The organism is Bacillus sp. FSL K6-1005 (assembly GCF_038000225.1).
Classification (GTDB): Bacteria; Bacillota; Bacilli; order Bacillales; family Bacillaceae; genus Bacillus; species Bacillus mojavensis.
In genome coordinates, this window is sequence record NZ_JBBOBP010000001.1 from 1,032,649 (window position 1) to 1,051,495 (window position 18,847).

Annotated in this window: 19 protein-coding genes and 1 other annotated feature; of the genes, 17 read left to right on the forward strand and 2 right to left on the reverse strand. The window is 42.8% G+C overall.

Features of this window, described 5'->3' with window-relative positions; all coding sequences use genetic code 11:
• Positions 1 to 59 precede the first annotated feature (59 nt).
• The 17 genes from pgpH (at position 60) to NST16_RS05350 (ending at position 16,979) form a co-directional block, all read left to right on the forward strand.
• The gene (gene pgpH / locus NST16_RS05270) at positions 60 to 2,195 is read left to right on the forward strand and encodes a cyclic-di-AMP phosphodiesterase PgpH (RefSeq protein ID WP_081720840.1); all 2,136 of its coding nucleotides are present in this window, start codon (positions 60 to 62) and stop codon (positions 2,193 to 2,195) included.
• Positions 2,196 to 2,669: an rRNA maturation RNase YbeY gene (ybeY, locus tag NST16_RS05275; RefSeq protein WP_010334982.1), complete on the forward strand. Its 474-nt coding sequence runs from the start codon at positions 2,196 to 2,198 to the stop codon at positions 2,667 to 2,669.
• Positions 2,650 to 3,021: a diacylglycerol kinase family protein gene (locus NST16_RS05280; RefSeq protein WP_229146823.1), complete on the forward strand. Its 372-nt coding sequence runs from the start codon at positions 2,650 to 2,652 to the stop codon at positions 3,019 to 3,021. Before ybeY ends, NST16_RS05280 begins: the two co-directional genes overlap by 20 nt.
• A 120-nt stretch (positions 3,022 to 3,141) precedes the next feature.
• The gene (locus NST16_RS05285; RefSeq protein ID WP_010334980.1) at positions 3,142 to 3,552 is read left to right on the forward strand and encodes a cytidine deaminase; all 411 of its coding nucleotides are present in this window, start codon (positions 3,142 to 3,144) and stop codon (positions 3,550 to 3,552) included.
• Complete coding sequence (era, locus tag NST16_RS05290; RefSeq protein WP_010334979.1) at positions 3,533 to 4,438, forward strand: GTPase Era; 906 nt, start codon at positions 3,533 to 3,535, stop codon at positions 4,436 to 4,438. The genes NST16_RS05285 and era overlap by 20 nt, the downstream gene beginning before the upstream one ends.
• 143 nt (positions 4,439 to 4,581) lie before the next feature.
• Positions 4,582 to 4,725: a YqzL family protein gene (locus tag NST16_RS05295; RefSeq protein ID WP_024122087.1), complete on the forward strand. Its 144-nt coding sequence runs from the start codon at positions 4,582 to 4,584 to the stop codon at positions 4,723 to 4,725.
• A 36-nt stretch (positions 4,726 to 4,761) separates the two neighbouring features.
• On the forward strand, positions 4,762 to 5,529 hold the full coding sequence (gene recO / locus NST16_RS05300; protein ID WP_010334977.1) for a DNA repair protein RecO: 768 nt from the start codon (positions 4,762 to 4,764) through the stop codon (positions 5,527 to 5,529).
• Positions 5,530 to 5,568: 39 nt separating this feature from the next.
• Positions 5,569 to 5,743 (forward strand) — a binding site (T-box leader).
• Between the two features lie 82 nt (positions 5,744 to 5,825).
• Positions 5,826 to 6,713, forward strand: coding sequence for a glycine--tRNA ligase subunit alpha (gene glyQ, locus NST16_RS05305; protein ID WP_010334976.1), 888 nt, complete (start codon positions 5,826 to 5,828; stop codon positions 6,711 to 6,713).
• A complete protein-coding gene (gene glyS, locus NST16_RS05310; RefSeq protein ID WP_340884568.1) occupies positions 6,706 to 8,745 on the forward strand; it encodes a glycine--tRNA ligase subunit beta in 2,040 nt (679 codons plus the stop codon). Before glyQ ends, glyS begins: the two co-directional genes overlap by 8 nt.
• Before the next feature lie 134 nt (positions 8,746 to 8,879).
• Positions 8,880 to 9,518, forward strand: a complete 639-nt coding sequence (gene ccpN, locus NST16_RS05315; protein ID WP_024122084.1) for a transcriptional regulator CcpN — start codon at positions 8,880 to 8,882, stop codon at positions 9,516 to 9,518.
• A gap of 25 nt (positions 9,519 to 9,543) precedes the next feature.
• Positions 9,544 to 10,356, forward strand: a complete 813-nt coding sequence (locus NST16_RS05320; RefSeq protein WP_003237056.1) for a pyruvate, water dikinase regulatory protein — start codon at positions 9,544 to 9,546, stop codon at positions 10,354 to 10,356.
• Positions 10,357 to 10,609: 253 nt separating this feature from the next.
• Positions 10,610 to 11,104, forward strand: a complete 495-nt coding sequence (locus tag NST16_RS05325; RefSeq protein ID WP_168748261.1) for a YaiI/YqxD family protein — start codon at positions 10,610 to 10,612, stop codon at positions 11,102 to 11,104.
• A 33-nt stretch (positions 11,105 to 11,137) separates the two neighbouring features.
• A complete protein-coding gene (gene dnaG / locus NST16_RS05330) occupies positions 11,138 to 12,949 on the forward strand; it encodes a DNA primase (protein ID WP_340884575.1) in 1,812 nt (603 codons plus the stop codon).
• 199 nt (positions 12,950 to 13,148) lie between these two features.
• The gene (gene rpoD, locus NST16_RS05335) at positions 13,149 to 14,264 is read left to right on the forward strand and encodes an RNA polymerase sigma factor RpoD (RefSeq protein WP_003226225.1); all 1,116 of its coding nucleotides are present in this window, start codon (positions 13,149 to 13,151) and stop codon (positions 14,262 to 14,264) included.
• 328 nt (positions 14,265 to 14,592) lie between these two features.
• A complete protein-coding gene (cccA, locus tag NST16_RS05340) occupies positions 14,593 to 14,955 on the forward strand; it encodes a cytochrome c550 (RefSeq protein ID WP_010334972.1) in 363 nt (120 codons plus the stop codon).
• A 241-nt stretch (positions 14,956 to 15,196) separates the two neighbouring features.
• Positions 15,197 to 15,865, forward strand: coding sequence for a tRNA (adenine(22)-N(1))-methyltransferase TrmK (gene trmK / locus NST16_RS05345; RefSeq protein ID WP_026014744.1), 669 nt, complete (start codon positions 15,197 to 15,199; stop codon positions 15,863 to 15,865).
• Positions 15,858 to 16,979 carry a Nif3-like dinuclear metal center hexameric protein gene (locus NST16_RS05350; RefSeq protein ID WP_168748258.1) on the forward strand — a complete coding sequence of 374 codons (1,122 nt, stop codon included), beginning with the start codon at positions 15,858 to 15,860 and terminating at the stop codon, positions 16,977 to 16,979. The genes trmK and NST16_RS05350 overlap by 8 nt, the downstream gene beginning before the upstream one ends.
• Before the next feature lie 22 nt (positions 16,980 to 17,001).
• On the opposite strand, the gene NST16_RS05355 is transcribed toward NST16_RS05350, so the two are convergent.
• A complete protein-coding gene (locus NST16_RS05355) occupies positions 17,002 to 17,946 on the reverse strand; it encodes a 4-hydroxy-3-methylbut-2-enyl diphosphate reductase (protein ID WP_010334969.1) in 945 nt (314 codons plus the stop codon).
• Between the two features lie 123 nt (positions 17,947 to 18,069).
• Positions 18,070 to 18,777 carry a VrrA/YqfQ family protein gene (vrrA, locus tag NST16_RS05360; protein ID WP_168748257.1) on the reverse strand — a complete coding sequence of 236 codons (708 nt, stop codon included), beginning with the start codon at positions 18,775 to 18,777 and terminating at the stop codon, positions 18,070 to 18,072.
• Between the last annotated feature and the right edge of the window lie 70 nt (positions 18,778 to 18,847).

Sequence of the window (18,847 nt, forward strand, 5' to 3'; positions counted from 1 at the left end):
CGATCGCGCGTTATCGGGTCATTTTTGCTTATCAGCTTGATTTTCTAGAGGAGGTTCTTGTGTTGAAAAAGAAGGGGAAGACCAAAAGCGGCTCAACAAAGTGGCGCGGCTTTAAAAATGCACGCTCCATGCATGTACTGCTGTATCTTCTGCTGGCTGCGATTATGTTCGCATTGCTTTTTGTACATGTGAAGCCGGAATCGCTTGATTTAGACCTGTTTTCAGTCAGCGACAAGACCATTTATGCTCCGGCAACCGTGGAAGATCAAAAAGCGACAGAGGAAAAAAAGCAAGCTGCTGAGGATGCGGTCGAAGATCAATATACCTTAAAGAAGGATTATACAGACAATCGAATTGATCTTGTGTCATCGATATTTGACAGTATTAGTGAAGTGAAAAACTCAGCAGAAGAAGACAGCAGTTCACCATCAGAAAAATCAATGATTAAGTCGGTGAAGAATAAGCTGACGTCAGATGTGAATGATTCTATATCAGAGGAAGCCATCAAGACTTTGCTGAAGGCGGACCATGAAGATTTTTCATTTGTCAGAGATACTGTCATAACAGCAGTAAACTCAGTGATGAGCAGTGAAATCCCGTCGGATAAATTATCTGAAGCAAAAGATAAAGTGGAAAAAGAACTGAAGAGTAATTCTATTCCGTCCAAATATTTGGGAGCCGCCACGGAAATCGGGCGTTACGCCATCATTCCGAATTACGTCTTCGATCCGAAAGCAACAGAGGCAAAGCGCCAGGAAGCGTCAGACAATGTTCAGCAGGTTCAGATCAAACAGGGGCAGGTGCTCGTGGAAGAAAATGACCTCATTGATCGGGAAGTATACAGAAAACTTGAGCTGACCGGATTATTAAATAACTCCAATTTGTTCAAGCCGATCAGCGGTCTATTGATTATGATTGGGCTTTTCATAGCTACACTTGTTTACTATTTCGAAAAACAGAATCAAAATCTGAAATTCAAACAAAAGTCGATCTTATTATTCTCCATTATTACAACGCTTTTACTTGTTATTATGGAGGTTGTCAGTTTATTTCAAAAGATGGAATATAACAATATTGGCTATCTTGTCCCCATTGCGGCCGGCGCGATCTTAATTAAGCTGCTGATGAATGAACGAATCGCCATTTTAGGAAGTATCATTCTTGCGATTTGCGGAAGTATGATGTTTAATCAAGGTGTGACAGGAACATTTAATTATGTCATTGGTATTTATTATTTGATCAGCGGTATTTCTGGTGTTTTGTTTTTAGGAAAACACAATGGCAGATCAAAAATATTGCAGACCGGACTTTTTGTGGCGTTTATCAATATGATTGTGGTTCTATCTCTATTATTGATTCAAAACACCGCGCTGTCAGGTCTGGAAATCGGGACGCTCATGCTGATGGGAGTTGTGTCGGGCTTTGCTTCCTCTGTATTAATTATCGGGCTTATGCCGTTTTTTGAGACAGGCTTCGGCATTTTGTCCACAATGAGGCTGATTGAGCTGTCCAACCCTAACCATCCGCTGCTTCGAAAAATACTGACAGAAACACCAGGTACATATCACCACAGCGTCATGGTTGCAAATTTGTCAGAGGCCGCCTGTGAGGCGGTAGGGGCAAATGGTTTGCTTGCAAGAGTCGGTGCGTATTACCACGACCTTGGGAAAACAAAGCGGCCGCAGTATTTTATTGAAAATCAAATGAATATTGACAATCCGCATGATAAGCTTTCTCCACAGCTCAGTAAAAATATCATTATTTCGCATACCACTGACGGGGCGAATATGCTGAGGAGCTATAAATTTCCAAAGGAGCTTGTGGATATTGCTGAGCAGCACCACGGGACTTCTCTTTTGAAATTCTTTTATTATAAAGCGAAGGAAAAAGGCGATCAGATTACAGAGGAAGAATTCCGTTACCCGGGGCCGAAGCCGCAGTCAAAAGAAGCCGCGATAATCTCAGTGGCAGACAGTGTCGAAGCGGCTGTCAGATCGATGCATAATCCAAATCCTGAACGAATTGAAAAGCTTGTCCGGGGCATTATATCCGATAAGCTTCAGGACGGACAGTTTAGTGAATGCGATTTGACATTTAAAGAGCTTGATACAATTGCAAAAACGCTTTGTGCAACATTAAAAGGAATTTTCCACTCCCGGATTGAATATCCGGAGGCTACTAAGAAGGTGAAATAGATGAGTTTACTGATTGATATCGTAGATGAAACCGGAAGTGTCTCTGAAGAGATGCTTAAAGAAGTAGAAAATCTGCTTCAATTTGCCGCTGAGCGCGAAGGAGTTCAGGATCAGGCTGAGGTTTCTGTCACGATCGTTACCAATGAAGACATTCAGCAGATCAATAAAGAGTATCGGGGAAAGGATACGCCGACAGACGTCATCTCATTTGCTCTTGAAGAAGAAGGAGAAGATGAAGTTGAAATTGTCGGTGCTGAAATGCCGCCGGTTTTAGGTGACATTATCATCAGTGCAGATCGTACAAGAGAGCAGGCTGAAGAATATAACCATTCTTTCAAGAGAGAGCTTGGCTTTCTAGCGGTACATGGATTCCTACATCTTTTAGGATATGACCATATGACGAAAGAGGAAGAAGAGGAGATGTTTACTAAGCAAAAGGATTTGCTGGACGCCTATGGACTCAAGAGATCATAGAAATGAGCTGAAGCGATTCCTAATGAGCTTCGTGCACGCAGGGCGGGGCATATGGAAAACGGCGCGGACGGAGCGGAATTTTCAATTTCATGCCGCGGCTGCCTGCGCCGTTATCATTTGCGGTTTTCTCGTTAATCTCAGCTTGACAGAGTGGGCTATTATTTTTCTTTTGATCGGCGGAATGCTTTCGCTAGAGCTTTTAAATACAGCTATTGAACACACGGTTGATTTAGTAACAGATAAACATCACCCGCTTGCGAAGGCGGCTAAGGACGCTGCTGCCGGGGCTGTTTGCGTTTTTGCCGTGATTTCGTGTATTATTGGTTTACTTATTTTTTTGCCAAAGCTGTAATGGCTGAAAATTCTTACATTTATTTTACATTTTTAGAAATGGGCGTGAAAAAAGGAGCGCTATTATGTAAAATATAAAGTGATAGCGGTACCATTATAGGTAAGAGAGGAACATGTACACATGAACAGACAGGAATTGATAACAGAAGCTTTAAAAGCGCGTGACATGGCATATGCACCGTATTCCAAGTTTAAAGTAGGAGCCGCTCTTCTTACCAAAGATGGAAAAGTGTACAGAGGCTGCAATATAGAGAATGCGGCATACAGCATGTGCAACTGCGCTGAGCGTACCGCTTTGTTTAAAGCTGTTTCTGAAGGCGATACTGAGTTTCAGATGCTGGCAGTAGCTGCTGACACCCCGGGACCAGTATCACCGTGCGGAGCCTGCAGACAGGTGATTTCTGAGCTCTGCACAAAGGACGTTGTTGTCGTGCTGACCAATTTACAAGGACAAATAAAAGAAATGACTGCAGAAGAATTATTGCCAGGCGCATTTTCATCGGAGGATTTACATGACGAACGAAAGCTTTAAATCAGGATTTGTATCCATTATCGGAAGACCAAATGTAGGTAAGTCTACTTTTTTGAACAGAGTGATCGGCCAAAAAATCGCCATCATGAGTGATAAACCCCAAACAACGAGAAATAAGGTGCAAGGGGTTTTAACGACAGGCACATCGCAAACAATTTTTATTGACACACCAGGAATTCATAAGCCTAAGCATAAGCTTGGGGACTTTATGATGAAAGTGGCGCAAAATACATTGAAAGAAGTCGATTTGATCTTATTTATGATCAATGCTGAGGAAGGTTACGGCAAGGGCGACGAGTTCATTATTGAGAAATTGCAGAATACCTCGACACCTGTTTTCTTAATCGTAAACAAAATTGACAAAATCCATCCTGATCAATTGCTTCTGCTAATTGACGAATACCGCGGGCGATATCCTTTTAAGGAAATTGTTCCGATCTCTGCATTAGAGGGAAATAATATTGAAACTTTGCTGGCGCAGATTGAAGCTTATTTGCCTGAAGGACCTCAGTTTTATCCAAGTGATCAGGTGACCGATCATCCGGAGCGCTTTATTATTTCTGAGTTGATCAGGGAAAAGGTGCTGCATCTGACAAGGGAAGAAATCCCGCACAGCATTGCGGTAAGCATCGAATCGATTAAAGGACAGGACAACGGATCCGTGCACGTTGCTGCAACAATTGTAGTCGAACGGGATTCTCAAAAAGGCATTGTCATCGGTAAAAAAGGAAGCCTGCTGAAAGAAGTCGGAAAAAGAGCGAGAGCGGATATTGAGGCCCTCTTAGGTTCTCGCGTCTATCTTGAATTATGGGTAAAGGTGCAGAAAGACTGGCGTAACAAAATGTCCCAGCTTCGCGACTTCGGCTTTAAAGAGGATGAATATTAATCTCTTGCTGTGTCATTATCTCACATGAACAGGGATAACTTAGCAAATTTTGTTTAACATGAAATGGAGGACATCTGGTCAAGATAAAGGTAAGAATTTGGAGTTTAGGTAAGCTAGTTTAACTACAGAAAGGTGGGTTTCTTGTGTTGAATTTTACCTGGAACGTATTTTCTCAAACAGGAAATGTTGATACGTATCTTCTTTTTAAAGAACTGGAAAAAGAGAACATGGAAAGACCCGAAGAACTAGAAGATGAGCTAGCCCGATTTGATTTTCCAATTTTATAGACCTCTTGACCGCTCCTGTTTTAGGAAGGTGCGGAAATGCTGACAAAATGTGAAGGAATCGTTCTTCGTACCAATGATTACGGAGAGACGAATAAAATTGTTACTTTACTGACAAGAGAACACGGAAAAATAGGTGTTATGGCCAGAGGAGCCAAAAAACCGAACAGCCGTTTATCAGCAGTCAGCCAGCCCTTTTTGTATGGTTCATTCTTAATGCAGAAAACAACAGGCCTCGGAACCCTTCAGCAGGGTGAAATGATCCTCAGCATGAGAGGCATCAGAGAGGATTTGTTTTTAACTGCATATGCAGCTTTTATTGCCGAGCTCGTTGACAAAGGCACAGAAGAAAAAAAACCAAATCCCTATTTGTTTGAATTTATTTTAGAATCCTTTAAACAGCTTGATGAAGGAACTGACCCGGATGTTATCACCTTCATTGTTCAAATGAAGATGCTTGCTGTGATGGGACTGTATCCTGAGCTTAATCACTGTGTGCATTGTAAAAGCCAGGATGGGACATTCCATTTTTCTGTTCGCGATAACGGTTTTATTTGCCACCGCTGCTTTGACAAAGACCCTTACAAGGTGCCGATTAAACCGCAAACGGCAAGGCTATTGAGATTGTTTTATTACTTTGATCTTTCAAGGATTGGCAATGTGTCCTTAAAGCAGGAAACGAAAGATGAAGTAAAGCAAGTTATTGACTTGTACTACGAAGAATATTCAGGAGTTTATCTGAAATCGAAGCGCTTTTTAGATCAAATGGAGAGCATGAAACATCTTATGGGTGAAAACAAAAGTTGACATCTGGCCCATCTTTTTATATGATCATTTATTATAAAATATGTTGCAGTGAGAGAAAGAAGTACTTGCGTATACCTCATAAAAGCGACCTTAGGACGGTGTAAGCTAAGGATGAGCACGCAACGAAAGGCATTCTTGAGCAATTTTAAAAAAGAGGCTGGGATTTGGTTCTCAGCAACTAGGGTGGAACCGCGGGAGAACTCTCGTCCCTATGTTTGCGGCTGGCAAGCATAGAGACGGGAGTTTTTTGGTTGCTGCCGCAGCAATTTTATGAAAGAAAAGTGGAGGTGCTTGAAATGAATATTCAAGACATGATTCTAACCCTGCAGAAGCATTGGTCCAATGAAGGCTGTGTGCTCATGCAGGCATACGATGTAGAAAAAGGGGCCGGCACGATGAGCCCGTATACATTTTTGCGCAGTATCGGTCCTGAGCCGTGGAAAGTGGCTTACGTTGAGCCGTCAAGACGCCCAGCTGACGGCCGATATGGAGAAAACCCGAACAGACTTTATCAGCATCATCAATTTCAGGTCATCATTAAACCGTCACCTGATAACATTCAAGAGCTGTATTTAGACTCTTTGCGCGCTCTCGGAATTGATCCGCTTGAGCATGACATCCGTTTCGTTGAAGACAACTGGGAAAATCCGTCTTTAGGCTGTGCGGGTCTTGGCTGGGAAGTATGGCTTGACGGAATGGAAATTACACAATTCACGTATTTCCAGCAGGTTGGAGGACTCGAGTGTAAACCTGTTTCCGTTGAAATTACATACGGAATTGAGCGTCTGGCCTCTTATATTCAAGATAAAGAAAATGTATTTGATCTTGAGTGGACGTCAGGGTTTACCGTGAAAGATTTATTCATGATGGCTGAGTACGAGCATTCCGTTTATACATTTGAAACATCTGATGTTGATATGCTGTTCCAATTATTCAGCACGTATGAAAAAGAAGCGATCAAGCAAATGGATAACGGTCTTGTGCATCCTGCATATGACTACGTGCTTAAATGCTCGCACACATTCAACCTTCTTGATGCCAAAGGGGCAATCTCTGTTACAGAGCGGACAGGCTATATCGGAAGAGTGCGGAATTTAGCAAGAAAAGTCGCAAAAACCTATTATGAGGAACGAGAAAAACTAGGGTTCCCAATGCTTAAAGGGGAGGGTTCTTCTCATGAGTAAACAGGATTTACTTTTAGAGATCGGATTAGAGGAAATGCCGGCGCGCTTTTTGAATGAAAGCATGGTTCAGCTTGGCGAAAAGCTGACAGGCTGGCTTGCAGAAAAAAATATCGCACACGGTGAAGTGAAGCTTTTTAATACACCGAGACGCCTTGCTGTTTTCGTAAAGGGTGTAGCAGAAAAGCAGGATGATATAAAAGAAGAAGCAAAAGGGCCTGCAAAAAAAATCGCCCTTGATGCTGACGGCAACTGGACAAAAGCGGCGATTGGGTTTTCAAAAGGGCAAGGTGCCAGCGTGGAAGACTTGTACATGAAAGAAATAAAAGGCACAGAATATGTTTTTGTGCAAAAATTCCAAGCAGGCCAAGAAACCAAAACACTTCTGCCTGAACTGAACAGCTTAATTACAAGCCTTCATTTCCCGAAAAACATGAGATGGGGAAATGAAGATCTGCGTTATATCCGTCCGATTAAATGGATTGTCGCTTTATTTGGCCAGGATGTCATTCCGTTTGCAATCACAAATGTTGAGTCAGGCCGGACGACACAGGGGCACCGTTTCCTGGGTCATGAAGTGTCTATTGAATCGCCTTCAAGTTATGAAGAACAGCTGAAAGAGCAACATGTGATTGCTGATCCAAATGTTCGCAAACACATGATTCAATCGCAGCTGGAAGCAATGGCCGAAGAAAACAAATGGAGTATTCAGGTTGACGAGGACCTCCTTGATGAAGTCAATCATTTAGTAGAGTATCCGACGGCTCTTTACGGCTCATTTGAATCTGAGTTTCTGTCCATTCCTGAGGAAGTGCTTGTAACGACAATGAAAGAGCATCAGCGCTATTTCCCTGTTAAAGACAAGAACGGAGATTTGCTTCCTTACTTTATCACAGTCCGTAACGGAAACAGCCACGCGATCGAAAATGTCGCGCGAGGCAATGAGAAAGTGCTGCGTGCACGTTTATCCGATGCTTCCTTCTTCTACAAGGAAGATCAGAAGCTGAACATTGATGAAAATGTGAAGAAGCTTGAAAACATTGTGTTCCATGAAGAGCTTGGCTCTCTCGCTGATAAGGTAAGAAGAGTAACAGCGATCGCAGAGAAGCTTGCTGTCCGTCTTCAAGCTGATGAAGATACATTAAAACACGTGAAACGTGCTGCTGAAATTTCTAAGTTCGACCTTGTGACACATATGATATATGAGTTCCCTGAGCTTCAAGGAATTATGGGTGAAAAGTATGCGAGAATGCTTGGCGAACATGATGCTGTAGCTGCGGCTGTCAACGAACACTATATGCCTAGATCCGCAGGCGGAGAAACACCTTCCACTTTCACTGGGGCAGTCGTGGCAATGGCGGATAAGCTGGATACAATCGCATCCTTCTTCTCTATTGGCGTCATTCCGACTGGTTCACAGGATCCTTACGGCTTGCGCCGCCAAGCGAGCGGTATTGTTGCGATTCTGCTTGACCGGAACTGGGGCATTTCGTTTGAAGAGCTGCTGACTTTCGTACAAACGGAAAAAGAAACCGAACTGTTAGATTTCTTCACTCAGCGTCTAAAATACGTCTTAAATGCGGAGCAGATCAGACATGATGTAATAGATGCCGTGCTGGAAAGCTCTGAGCTTGAGCCGTATTCAGCGCTCCACAAAGCGCAAGTGCTGGAACAAAAACTGGGTGCCCCGGGCTTTAAAGAAACAGCTGAAGCTTTAGGCCGAGTGATCTCTATCAGCAAAAAAGGAGTTCGCGGGGATATTCAGCCTGAATTGTTCGAAAATGAATACGAAGCGAAGCTGTACGAAGCTTATCAAACTGCTAAACAAAATCTGCAGGAAAGCTTCAGCAAAAAAGATTATGAGGCGGCACATTCTTCACTTGCAGCCTTGAAGGAACCGATCGATGCTTATTTCGACCATACGATGGTTATTGCTGATAACGAGGCATTAAAGGCAAACCGATTAGCGCAAATGGTAAACTTGGCGGATCAGATCAAGTCCTTTGCTAATATGAATGCCCTTATTGTAAAATAAAGAGAGAAAAGGCGGTTGCTGTGTGATCGGTAATCGTCTTTTCCCCATTTGAACGTTTTTTTGTTTGATTACAGAGCATTTACGTTATAATATGGTTTATTATTCTCTTTACATAGATATGAAGTGAAAAGGTGGTGAGTACGATCGAACTAAATAAACGGCAAGAACATATTTTGCAGATTGTAAAAGAAAACGGACCGATTACAGGGGAGCATATTGCCGAACAGCTGAATTTAACGAGAGCAACACTGCGTCCTGATTTAGCCATACTCACCATGTCAGGTTTCCTTGAGGCGCGCCCGAGAGTCGGTTATTTCTATACTGGAAAAACCGGTACGCAGCTGCTGGCAGATAAACTGAAAAAGCTTCAGGTGAAAGACTTTCAATCTATTCCCGTCGTTATTCACGAAAACGTTTCTGTATATGATGCGATTTGCACCATGTTTTTAGAAGATGTAGGTACTCTGTTTGTAGTGGACCGTGATGCTGTTTTAGTCGGAGTGCTTTCACGAAAGGATTTACTACGAGCCAGCATCGGCCAGCAGGAGCTTACTTCTGTCCCTGTGCACATTATTATGACTAGAATGCCGAATATTACCGTGTGCAGACGCGAGGATTATGTGATGGACATTGCAAAGCACTTAATTGAAAAACAAATCGATGCGCTGCCTGTCATCAAAGATACCGATAAAGGATATGAAGTGATCGGCAGAGTGACGAAAACGAATATGACCAAAATACTTGTCAGTTTATCAGAAAATGAAATCCTATAAGAGCGCAGACTAACGGGGGGATAATATGAATAACCGCATCATCTATGTCGTATCGGATTCCGTCGGTGAAACGGCTGAATTGGTAGTCAAAGCTGCATTAAGCCAATTTAACGGATCAGCAGACGATACACATGTAAGAAGAATTCCTTATGTTGAAGACATTGGCACTATCAATGAAGTGATTTCGCTTGCAAAAGCAGATGGAGGCATTATCTGTTTTACACTTGTGGTGCCGGAAATAAGAGAATATTTGATTGCCGAAGCGGAAAAAGCAAATGTCTTATATTATGATATTATCGGCCCGTTAATTGATAAAATGGAAACAGCCTACGGTTTAACGGCGAAGTATGAACCGGGACGGGTCCGCCAGCTTGATGAAGATTATTTCAAAAAGGTCGAAGCCATTGAGTTTGCTGTTAAATACGATGATGGGCGTGACCCACGAGGCATTTTAAAAGCTGATATCGTTTTGATCGGTGTATCGAGAACCTCTAAAACACCGTTATCTCAATATCTTGCCCACAAGCGGCTGAAGGTTGCCAATGTCCCGATTGTTCCGGAGGTTGACCCGCCAGAAGAGCTCTTTAATGTTGACCCGAAAAAATGCATCGGCCTGAAGATCAGTCCGGATAAACTAAATCATATCAGAAAAGAACGGTTAAAATCACTTGGCCTCAATGACAAGGCCATTTATGCAAATATCAACAGAATTAAAGAGGAACTGGAATATTTCGAAAAGATCGTGGATCGAATCGGCTGCCAGGTTGTAGATGTTTCAAATAAAGCAGTAGAAGAAACAGCAAATATTATCCATCATCTCAAAACGAAAAACATGTAACTCAGGACGCTCTATCCTGGGTTTTTGACTTTGCCAAAAGGGAATAATGAAAAACAATAGCATCTTTGTGAAGTTTGTATTATAATAAAAAATTGTGATAAAATGATTAATTTTAGGTTTAAGGTTCGTGTGATACGAATAAACTATTATGGGTAAGATGTCAAGAATTTCTCCCGGAAATTTTTCGACAAATTCAAATACACCCGCATTTTTGCAGGGTGTGCGATTTTGCTTGCTTTTATGCAGGAGTTTAATGGAGGGATGGAGAATTACTCTTCTTAATGAAAAAGAAAAGACGATTTTTGTCGATGCTGATGCTTGTCCTGTAAAAGACGAAATTTTACAAACAGCATCCGATTATGAAGTTCAAGTTCTTTTTGTCGCTTCATTTGAACATTACCAGCTTTCCAGAAGTCAGGAAGAAAAATGGAAGTATGTTGATCCTCATAAAGAAGCTGCTGATTTATATATCGCAAATCATGTAAAACCGGGAGATGTCGTGGTGACGCAGGATATTGGTTTAGCGTCCCTGCTTCTGAACAGGAACGTCACTGTCATGTCGGAGAGAGGACGTCTTTACAAGGAAGATACGATTGATTTTGCCCTTGAAGGCCGTCATGTTTCCGGCAAACAAAGGAGAAAAGGCATTTATGCCAAAGGGCCTAAAAAATTGAATCATGAAGATCGAGAACGATTTGTTACGCTGCTGCAAAAAATCCTGTCGAACGATGAAGGGATTTTGCACTAAAACATCGAATAATGTACGACGGAGTGTTATAAGATGGGAAATCGGATACCAGATGAAATTGTAGACAAGGTGCAAAAGTCGGCAGATATCGTTGAAGTCATAGGTGATTATGTTCAATTAAAGAAGCAAGGCCGAAACTACTTTGGACTCTGTCCTTTTCATGGAGAAAGCACACCTTCGTTTTCCGTATCGCCAGACAAACAGATTTTTCATTGCTTCGGCTGCGGAGCGGGTGGCAATGTCTTCTCCTTTTTGAGGCAGATGGAGGGTTATTCGTTTGCTGAATCGGTTTCCCACCTTGCGGACAAATACCACATTGATTTTCCAGATGATATAACGGTTCACACCGCAGTCCGGCCAGAATCCACCGGAGAACAAAAAATGGCGGAGGCTCATGAGCTTCTGAAGAAATTTTACCATCATTTGTTAATAAATACAAAAGAAGGCCAGGATGCGCTTGATTATTTGCTTGCAAGAGGGTTTACGAAAGAGCTGATTGATGAATTTCAGATTGGCTATGCACTTGATTCTTGGGACTTCATAACGAAATTTCTCGCCAAGAGAGGCTTCAGTGAAAATCAAATGGAAAAAGCGGGGCTGCTCATTAGACGCGAAGACGGAAGCGGATATTTTGACCGTTTCAGAAACCGGATCATGTTTCCGATCCATGACCATCATGGAGCTGTTGTGGCTTTCTCAGGCCGAGCGCTTGGCAGCCAGCAGCCAAAATATATGAACAGCCCGGAAACGCCGCTTTTTCATAAAAGCAAGCTGCTTTATCATTTTCACAAGGCCCGCCTTCATATCAGAAAGCAGGAAAGAGCTGTCTTATTCGAGGGATTCGCCGATGTCATATCAGCGGTAAACTCAGGCGTAAAAGAGAGTGTAGCGACGATGGGTACGTCTCTAACAGATGATCATGTAAAGATTCTGAGAAGAAACGTGGAGGAGATCATTCTTTGCTATGACTCTGATAAAGCCGGATATGAAGCCACCTTGAAAGCTGCAGAGCTTCTTCAGAAAAAAGATTGTAAAGTCAGAGTCGCTATGATCCCTGACGGATTGGACCCTGACGATTACATTAAACAGTACGGCGGAGAAAAATTCAAAAACGACATTGTCGATGCAAGCGTTACGGTGATGGCGTTTAAAATGCAATATTTCCGGAAAGGAAAGAACCTGTCCGATGAAGGCGATCGATTAGCCTACATTAAAGAAGTGCTTAAAGAAATCAGCGCGCTGTCAGGATCACTTGAACAGGAAGTCTACGTGAAACAGCTTGCTTTCGAATTTTCGATTTCCCAGGAGTCATTAACTGAGCAGCTGACTGTATTTGGCAGGCAAAACAAACCTGCTGACAGCAGCGGTGAAACGAAAACAAGAAGAGCGCATTTGACAACTAAGGCAAGGCAAAAACGGCTGCGCCCGGCGTATGAAAATGCAGAAAGGCTTTTACTGGCGCATATGCTTCGTGACAGGGGCGTCATAAAAAAAGTCATTGACCGGGTCGGGTTTGAATTTAATATTGATGAACACCGCGCTTTGGCCGCCTATCTGTACGCTTTATATGAAGAGGGTGCCGAGCTGACGCCTCAGCATCTTATGGCCAGGGTGACGGATGATCATATAAGCCAGGTATTGTCTGATATTTTAATGCTTCAGATTAATCAAGAACTCAGCGAGGCCGAGTTATCAGATTATGTGAAAAAAGTGTTGAATCACAGAAAATGGTCAATGATAAAAGAAAAAGAGGCGGAAAGAGCCGAAGCCGAAAGGCAAAAAGATTTTTTGAGAGCCGCATCTCTGGCTCAAGAAATCGTTACATTGAACCGATCTTTAAAATAACAGGGACAACTGATGAGGAGTTTTTATTGGCAATGATTCCTTGCGGAGGAGCAAATAGATCGCTTGACCTCATCATGAATTGTCATTTCATTATTCGCACATTGTTAAAGGCAGTTCACATAGAAAACGCCTGAATGGACCGAATAAGAATCATACCGCTTTTAGAATTCGTTGCAAGCTTTGGAAGGAGGGATCCATAATGGCTGATAAACAAACCCACGAAACAGAATTAACATTCGACCAAGTGAAAGAACAATTAACTGAGTCTGGTAAAAAACGTGGCGTTTTGACATATGAAGAAATTGCTGAGCGTATGTCCAGCTTTGAGATTGAGTCAGACCAAATGGATGAGTATTATGAATTTTTAGGTGAACAAGGTGTTGAATTAATTAGTGAGAATGAAGAAACAGAAGATCCTAATATTCAGCAGCTTGCCAAAGCCGAAGAAGAATTTGACCTTAATGACCTAAGTGTACCGCCTGGTGTCAAAATCAACGACCCAGTACGTATGTATTTAAAGGAAATCGGCCGGGTTAACCTTCTTTCTGCAAAGGAAGAAATCGCCTATGCGCAAAAAATTGAAGAAGGTGATGAAGAATCCAAACGCAGATTGGCCGAAGCGAACCTGCGGCTTGTTGTCAGCATCGCCAAACGGTACGTCGGACGCGGAATGCTGTTCCTTGATCTGATCCAAGAAGGTAACATGGGTCTGATGAAAGCCGTTGAGAAATTTGATTATCGTAAGGGTTATAAATTCAGTACGTATGCTACGTGGTGGATCAGACAGGCGATTACACGCGCCATTGCCGATCAGGCGAGAACGATCCGGATCCCCGTTCATATGGTTGAAACCATTAATAAATTAATCCGCGTACAGCGTCAGCTATTGCAAGACTTAGGCAGAGAGCCAACACCTGAAGAAATTGCGGAAGACATGGATCTAACACCTGAAAAAGTACGTGAAATCTTAAAAATAGCACAAGAGCCAGTGTCTCTTGAAACACCGATCGGTGAAGAGGATGATTCCCATCTTGGTGATTTCATCGAAGATCAAGAGGCTACTTCACCTTCAGATCATGCGGCATACGAGCTATTGAAAGAGCAGCTTGAAGACGTGCTTGATACGTTAACAGATCGTGAAGAAAATGTATTGCGGCTTCGATTCGGTCTTGATGACGGACGTACAAGAACATTGGAAGAGGTCGGCAAGGTATTTGGAGTTACGAGAGAGCGTATTCGACAAATCGAAGCGAAAGCGCTGCGGAAACTAAGACATCCTAGCAGAAGTAAACGTTTGAAAGATTTTCTAGAATAAGATGGAACGGGTCTTGCAGATCCGTTCTTCTTTTTTAAAAAAGATATATGGATAATATGTCTTTATTTTACTGAAAAATGATGTCATTTGCAAATGAACATTGCGATGAAAAATTTCAATATACCAATCCATATTTTCTATTGTAAGCGTATACAATACATTATACAATAGAATAAAAGGAATGTTAGAGAAATAGGCATGTTTTGATTTAATTTTGTATAAAGTGTGAATAAAAAACTTTTGTATGCCAATCCATTTACTTTTTGTAAAAATAAGTTAGAATTAGAAGTGTTTACATAGGGGGAAGGATCATAAAGGGGGAAGGGAAATGAAATGGAATCCGCTTATTCCATTTTTACTGATCGCTGTTTTAGGTATTGGTCTGACTTTCTTTTTATCAGTAAAGGGGCTTGATGACTCTCGCGAGATTGCGAGCGGAGGAGAAAGCAAGTCTGCTGAAAAAGATGATGCAAACGCTTCACCGGAAGACATTTACAAGGCAAATTGCATTACCTGTCATGGGGAAAATTATGAAGGAGTTTCTGGTCCGAGTTTAAAAGGTGTAGGGGATAAGAAGGATGTCGCTGAAATCAAAACAAAGATTGAAAAGGGCGGTAATGGAATGCCTTCCGGTCTTGTTCCGGCTGATAAGCTTGATGACATGGCAGAATGGGTGTCTAAAATTAAATAAAGGATGTATCTTTCTCCTTATACGTTCTCAGGCCGCCGAGATGTTCTCGACAGCCTTTTATTTTTGTCCCATTCCATACTGATTTTGTTCCTGCAAAGAAATAAAATGAAAATCATTCGCTCAGCTTGGATTCCGGGCTGATTTTTTATATGATAGAAAAGGAAAAAATGATTGAGAAAAGTTGTGATGACAAGTGAACGAATTAAAATTATCAAAGCGATTACAAACAGTAGCGGAGTACATACCGGATGGAGCGGTAGTAGCGGATATTGGTTCTGACCATGCTTACCTTCCTTGTTATGCAGTGCTGAATCATAAAGCGAGCAAAGCTATTGCTGGAGAAATAACAGACGGTCCATTCTTGTCTGCCAAACGGCAGGTCGACAAATCGGGCTTAAGCGCACACATAACGGTAAGACAAGGAGACGGCCTTGAAGTGCTTCAGAAAGGTGAGGCTGACGCCATAACAATTGCCGGAATGGGCGGGTCACTGATCGCTCATATTTTAGAAGCAGGCAAAGAAAAATTGACAGGTAAAGAACGGCTTATTTTACAGCCGAATATTCATGCCGTTCATATTAGAGAATGGCTGTATAAAGAAGGGTACGCACTTATTGATGAAGTGATTCTTGAGGAGGACGGGAAGTGCTATGAGGTGCTTGTCGCCGAAGCGGGAGACAGAGATGCAGCTTATGCAGGAATTTCTTTGCCGGCAGGAATGCTCGTAGGCCCATTTTTGGCAAAAGAAAAGAATGCTGTATTTTTGAAAAAATGGACACAAGAGCTCCAGCATACTCAAAACATATATGAACAGATCAGCCGTGCTGCGACATCTGAAGATAACAAAAAGAAATTGAACGAACTAACCGATCGAATGGAGCTATTAAAGGAGGTTATCGATCATGGCTAAAACGGTAAACGGACAGCAAGTCATTCAGCTGTTTGAACAATTTTCTCCAAAAGCCTATGCAGTTGAGGGCGATAAAATCGGTCTGCAAATCGGCAGTTTAAATAAACCAGTTAAAAATGTGATGGTTACGCTGGATGTATTGGAAAGCGTCGTCGATGAAGCGATTGAAAAGGATGTTGATTTAATCATTGCACACCATCCTCCTATATTCCGGCCGCTAAAGCATATTTCAACTGATCAGCCCGGCGGAAGGCTGATTGAAAAGTGTTTGAAACATGACATCGCCGTGTATGCGGCTCATACTAACCTAGATGTTGCGGACGGGGGTGTAAACGATTTGCTTGCTGAGGCCTTGGAGCTGAGTGGAACTGAAGTATTGGTGCCTACTTATACTGACCCTCTCAAAAAACTCGTCGTATACGTGCCGAAAGAATATGAAGAACAGGTCAGAGGCGCTCTGGGAAATGCGGGGGCAGGCCATATCGGTGAGTACAGCCATTGTGCGTTTTCATCTGAGGGCATTGGCAGCTTTAAGCCATTGGACGGCGCACAGCCTTTTATCGGAGAGGTTGGAGAGCTTGAGCTCGTACATGAAGTCAGACTGGAGACTGTGTTTCCTCAAAGCATAGAAAAAGCCGTTATAAACGCAATGATAAAAAGCCATCCGTATGAAGAAGTCGCTTATGATATTTATCCTGTCGAGCAGTCACCAGCCGAAAAAGGGCTAGGCCGTGTCGGAACACTTAAAAATGAAATGACGCTTCAGGAATTTGCTTTGTTTGTAAAAGACAAGCTTCAAGTGAACGGCGTCAGAATGGTGGGACAGGCTGACAGCATGGTGAAGAAAGTAGCTGTTCTCGGAGGAGACGGGAACAAGTATATCCATCAGGCAAAACGGAAAGGCGCAGATGTTTACGTCACGGGCGATCTATATTTCCATGTTGCCCATGATGCGATGATGCTTGGTCTGAATGTTATTGATCCAGGCCATTACGCTGAAAAAATCATGAAAGAAGGCGTCGTAAAAAAACTGACGTCAATGTGTAAGGATAAAAAAGCAGACGTCAATATCTTTATTTCCGAAACGGATACAAATCCATTTACTTTTCTATAAAAAAACTGAGGCTGTGAGGGCCTCAGTTTTTTGCTTTCACTTTTGGAAGGATTTTTTTGAGCGGAACATTGTGTTCGATTGTCCAAGTTGATGGGTCTTCATGATCGAATTGTTCTAAAAAGCGAATCACTTCTTTGGTGATCGGCGTCGGTGTTGAAGCTCCGGCAGTAACGGCGACGGTATTTACGCCTTTAAGCCATTCCAGTTTTAATTCGCTGAGATCGCCGATTCGGTACGCTTTTGTCCCGGCTATTTCCTCAGACACTTGGGCGAGCCGGTTTGAATTATTGCTTTTTGGGTCGCCGACAACGATCGTTAGGTCCGCTTTTTTCGCCTGTTCCGATACTGCTTCCTGCCGCACCTGAGTAGCCAGGCAAATCTCTTGGTGATATTCAACGTGAGGATATTTTTCCTTCACGAGCTCCATAATATCGTGAACATCCCATTGAGACATTGTCGTTTGGTTTGTTACGATCAATTTTTCAGCTTGGATATCGAGATTTTTGACATCTTCCGGTGTTTCAACCAAGTGAACGATATCAGGCGCTACGCCAACCGCTCCTTCCGGCTCCGGATGGCCTTTTTTGCCGACATAGATCACGTGGTATCCTTTTTCTTTCATTTCTAAGATTAAGTTGTGGGTTTTCGTAACATCCGGACATGTAGCGTCTATAGCGACTAATCCTTTTTCTTCAGCGATTCTTCTAACCTCGGGAGAAACGCCGTGCGCTGTGAAAATGACAGTTCCTTTTTCAACCTGCTTCAGGATGTCCAGTCGATTAGCGCCGTCCAATGTATAAATGCCATCTTCCTCAAACGCATCAGTGACGTGTTTATTATGAACAATCATCCCGAGTATATAAATGGGTCTTGGCAAGCTTTTATCCAGTGCCGCGTTTTTAGCGATTACCATAGCGTCAACAACACCATAGCAATAGCCGCGCGGCGAAATTTTAATTACGTCCATTTTCGGTTGTCCTCCAATACAGAAGTGAGTAAAGGCAATATAAAAAGCCGTAATCAAACGGCTCTAATCTTGCAATCTTCTGATCTCCATTATAGCCAATCTCACTCCAGATATCAAAGAATGTTAAATATATAATCTCGGCTTAGAACTGCCGGATGTTTTTTTCGAGGAAGGAGAGGGCGTTTCCTTTTTCTGTGAGACAGATGTTTTTGATTTTTGTTCCTTTAAGTCCGGTGCTGCTGTTTTTTTTGCAGATGATGGTCTGCTTGCTTTTGATTTTTCTTTTTCACCAGATTCGTTTGACGCAGCTTTCTTTTCTGTTTCTGTATTATCTTCTGATTCTGTCTTCGTTTCTTCTTCAGTGCCCTCTGTATCATCGTTTTTGCTTAATTGACTGTAAAGCTTTATCATTGCCGGCAGGTTGCGGACTAAGGGTCCGTACTGCTGAATCATAGGGGTGACTTGCTGCGCCATGCCGAGCACTTTTTGCACATTGCCGAGCATACTGGATAACGATGCCGGATTGGCGAGATTTTGAATGCCCTGCAGACCTGCTCCTCCGCCTGCGGCTGCTCCGGGCGCCCCTGTGCCTCCTGTGCCGGGTAAAAATTTGGACAGCATCCCTTTTAAGCCTGTGCCCGCCCCATTTCTTGCTCCGGCGTTTGGCTGTGGAAGAAATTGCTGCCCTGATTGCTGGAAACTTTGCTGAGGCGGACCAAATGAAGGTCTTCGCATTTCAGGCGCTGTTCTTCCCATCATGCGCTGGTTTTGCATAGGGCGGGGCGGACCGGGCTGCGGATAGTTTCTCATTGGCTGCTGCTGTGAAAACATACTTGTACCTCCTTTCAGCTCTCTCTGCTATTACAATATGCATGGGTTTCGATATTTGCTTTCCTTATCT